The sequence below is a fragment of the uncultured Mailhella sp. genome (assembly GCF_944324575.1).
Taxonomy (GTDB): Bacteria; Desulfobacterota; Desulfovibrionia; order Desulfovibrionales; family Desulfovibrionaceae; genus Mailhella.
Genome location: NZ_CALUWV010000146.1, coordinates 1 through 3,754, shown reverse-complemented (window position 1 = coordinate 3,754; position 3,754 = coordinate 1). Strand labels below are relative to the sequence as shown.

The following is a 3,754-nucleotide window of genomic DNA, read 5'->3' as shown; positions in this document are numbered from 1 at the left end:
CAGGCCGACATGGAAGGAAAGAACTTTCAGGTCTCCTGGAACATTGAGCAGAGCCTTGTCATGGGCGACCCCTTCCACATGACCCGCATTTTCAACAACCTGCTCTCCAATGCGCTGAAGTTCACGAATAAGGGCGATTCCATCTCCGTGGACATCTCGCAGGTGAATCAGAACGACTACACGCAGTACAAGTTTGTCGTTACCGATACCGGCATCGGCATGTCTCCGGAATTTCTAACTAAAATTTTCGAGCCTTATTCGCGGGATCCGCGCGTGTCTTCCCGGCCCGTCACCGGCACGGGGCTCGGCATGCCCATCATGAAAAGCATGGTGGAACTTTTGAACGGCAGCGTCGTGGTTTCCAGCACGCCGGGCAAGGGAACCGTGTTTACCGTCATTCTGCCTTTCCGCATGGTGCACGAGGGCGAAAGCCTCGAGCCTGTCCGACAGGCGGGTTCCCCGCGGCAGGGCGATTTTCTCAGAGGCCGCTGCATTCTCATTGCAGAAGACAATGAAATCAATATGGAGGTGGCCGAAGAGCTGCTTTCTGCCCGGGGCGTGAGCGTGGAAAAGGCCTGGAGCGGCCGCGAAGCCCTCGATATGTTCCGAAACTCGGCCCCGTTCCACTTTGACGCCGTGCTCATGGACATGCAGATGCCGGAGATGAACGGCTGTCAGGCCTGTGAAGGCATACGGGCCCTGTCGCGCCCCGATGCCGGTCTCGTGCCCATTGTTGCCGTTACCGCCAACGCCTTTGCCGAGGATATTGCGGAAACCGTCCGCGCAGGCATGAGCGCCCACGTCTCAAAACCCATCGACTTCGTAAAGCTCGATGCAATCCTCGAAAAGCTCATCACCGACTACCGCGCCGCCGTCGAACAAGAACACGCGAAAGACGCAGAAAGGGCAGAGCAGGGGGAATGACGGCACGGCTGTCGTCATCCTAAGGCCTGACCGTTGTTCAGCGCCCGGGAGCACGGCGCGTTTCCGGCGTTGTTCCGGCGTGTTTCTGACGCTTTTTCGACGCCGTGTCGTCCCTTGTCGCGCCGTCCCTGCGGTTGCCTTCGGTACTTCGCGCTGCCGTTTGCCGGTCGACGTTCCATGCGAAGGGCAGGCACGGCGGACGCCATGCTCCGCCTCTGAGCCCGTCCCTGCCTGCGTCCGTCCCTGATCCGCCTCGCCTCGCGTGCACGGCGCAGAAGGGGAGGCAAAAGAAAAGCCGCTCTCTGCGGACGGCATCCGGAGCCGGAACCGACGAATCATTCCCCCGGCGTTGTCTGTTTGTCCCTCGTTCCCCTCGGCACGCCTTTCCCTTCCGTCAGTCTCAAGCCCTTCCATTGGCCTCGTGGGGCAGCATCAGGGCCGCCCCGGAGGAAAACGGCCCCGGCGCAGCGTTTGCGGGGCGCGTGGCTTTACCGCGTGCGGCAGGCGTGTTTTCTGCTCCGGCGCGCTGTTTTGGCTCACGGCCTGACCGTTGCCGAGCGCCCGGGAGCTCGGCGTTGTTCCGGCGTGTTTCTGACGCTTTTTCGACGCCGTGTCGTCCCTTGTCGCGCCGTCCCCGCGGTTGCCTTCGGTACTTCGCGCCGCCGCTTGCCGGTCGACGTTCCATGCGAAGGGCAGGCACGGCGGACGCCATGCTCTGCCCCTGAGCCCGTCCCTGCCTGCGTCCGTCCCTGATCCGCCTCGCCTCGCGTGCACGGCGCAGAAGGGGAGGCAAAAGAAAAGCCGCTCTCTGCGGACGGCATCCGGAGCCGGAACCGACGAATCATTCCCCCGGCGCTGTCTGTTTGTCCCGGGCCCTCCTCGGGAACGCCTTCCCCGTCCATCGGCCTCGAGCTCTTTCCATCGACCTCGCGGGGCAGCATCAGGGCCGCCCCGGAGGAAAAAGGCCCCGGCGCAGCCTTTGCGGGGCGCGTGGATTTACCGCGTGCGGCAGACGCTTTCTTTTTCCATAAAAAAAGGCGGCCCCTTCAAAAAGGGCCGCCTTTTTCATGAGTGTTGGCAGAAGAGATTACTTCTTGTTGAGTTCGGCTTCCTGCGGGAACATGGGAGTGTAGCGGTATGCCAGGGACAGAACCATGGCCGCGTAGGCGAACACGAGGAAGCAGCTGGCCCATTCCGCCCAGTTGGGGGCGTAGGTGTACCAGGAGTCAAAGGGCATGACGGGCTGAGCGAGGCCCTGCACGGTGAGCACGTAGCGGTTGATGGTGATGCTCGTGCAGGTGAGGAAGAGCATCAGGTAGAACAGCCAGGGCTTTTCACGCAGAGGCTTGATGAGCAGCACGACCATGGGAATGATGAGGAAGGCGTGCTCGAGCCAGAAGAGCCACTTGCCGTAGATCCAGCCGTGGAACATCTGGTCGAAGGTGAGGCCCTGACCGGCGAGCAGGTCGGTGGCCCAGTACCAGCTGTCGAGGCACTTGAACACGGTGTAGACGATGAGCATGGTGCCGCCCACCTTGCCCATGAGCTGCTTGACTTCCCAGCTTACGAGCTTGCGGCCGGACATCTTTTCCATGAGCGTGCACACGAGCACGGTGAACATGGGGCCGGAGGCCACGGCGGAGAGCACGAACAGGAAGAAGGTCCAGGGCCAGATGAAGAAGCCTTCGCGGAAGAGGTACGGACGGCCGAAGAGCACGCCGTACATGCCGCCGAGGGAGCCCTGATGGAAGGTGGAAAGGAACGCGCCTATGCCCGCGAAAATGGGCATGTACACATGGAAGTTGTGAGCGAGAGCATGAATGAAGGGGCGCTTCATGAGCTGACGGTTCTCCAGCACCAGCGGCACGAACTCGAGGATGAGCACGATGCAGTAGCAGGTGATGCAGAAAATAACTTCCGTGAGCATGGAATGCACGTTGGGATACCAGTAGCCGAACCAGCAGCGGATGGGCTGGCCGATGTCGAGCACGAGGATCATCATGGCGCCGGTGTAGCACAGAAAGCCTATGACGGCGGCGAGGTTCACGATGTTCTTGAGCTCGTCGATGTTGAGAATGTACCGCAGCGCGCCGGTGAAGAACGCGCCGGCGCCGAGGGCGATGACGGCGAGGTCGAAGGTGATCCAGAGACCGAAGCCGAAATAGTCGTCCATGCCGGTTTCACCGAGGCCGAAGCCGAGGACGCGCACGGCGGCGTACAGTCCCCAGAGGAAGATGACGCCGAGAATGGTCATCCATCCCATGAATTTGGTCAGAGAGCAGCGCTCGCACCCTTCCGGGAAGAGCTCCGCATCAACAGGTTTGCTGTAATCCATAACCTACCCCTGCTTTGTGGCTTCGCCGGTCTTTTCGTGTTCGAGATAGTTGTCGCCTTCGCGGCGCACCCATTCACGTTTGCTCAGGTAGTACACCTGCGGATCGGTGCCGAGGCGCTCCAGCAGACGGAAGGCATATGGGCTCTTGATGAGCTCGTGCACCTTGTGGGCCGGGTTGTTCAGGTCGCCGAAGGTGATGGCCCCGTTGGGGCAGGCTTCGGTGCAGGCGGTGATGTACGCGCCGTCGGGCAGGTTCATCGGGTCCTGGCCCTTGGCCACGGCGGCTTCCTGAGCCTTCATGAAGCGGTGATGGCAGAAGGAGCACTTCTCCACCACGCCGCGCATGCGGGTGGAAACGTCGGGGGAGAGGGCCTGAGCCAGATCGCCGGGCCACTTCGGGTCGTACCAGTTGAAGTAGCGGGCATGGTAAGGACACGAGGCCATGCAGTACCGGCAGCCGATGCAGCGGGGCGGAATCTGGCTGACAATGCCGCC

At 61.7% G+C, this 3,754-nt stretch carries 3 protein-coding genes; 1 reads left to right on the top strand and 2 read right to left on the bottom strand.

Going from position 1 to position 3,754, the window contains the following annotated elements; all coding sequences use genetic code 11:
- Nucleotides 1–924 (top strand): ATP-binding protein (locus tag Q0J81_RS10785; protein ID WP_294447835.1); only part of this gene is annotated, 924 nt, incomplete at its 5' end.
- Nucleotides 925–2,011: 1,087 nt separating this feature from the next.
- Here the strand turns inward: Q0J81_RS10785 and qrcD are convergent.
- Together qrcD and Q0J81_RS10775 are read right to left on the bottom strand one after the other, a co-directional pair.
- Nucleotides 2,012–3,259: a menaquinone reductase integral membrane subunit QrcD gene (gene qrcD, locus Q0J81_RS10780; RefSeq protein WP_294447834.1), complete on the bottom strand. Its 1,248-nt coding sequence runs from the start codon at nucleotides 3,257–3,259 to the stop codon at nucleotides 2,012–2,014.
- Between the two features lie 3 nt (nucleotides 3,260–3,262).
- Nucleotides 3,263–3,754: 4Fe-4S binding protein (locus Q0J81_RS10775; RefSeq protein ID WP_294447833.1), on the bottom strand; the 492-nt coding region annotated here is incomplete at its 5' end.

Excerpts from the sequence above, each read along its gene's own strand:
- qrcD (WP_294447834.1), bottom strand. The coding sequence starts at position 3,259 with ATGGATTACAGCAAACCTGTTGATGCGGAGCTCTTCCCGGAAGGGTGC.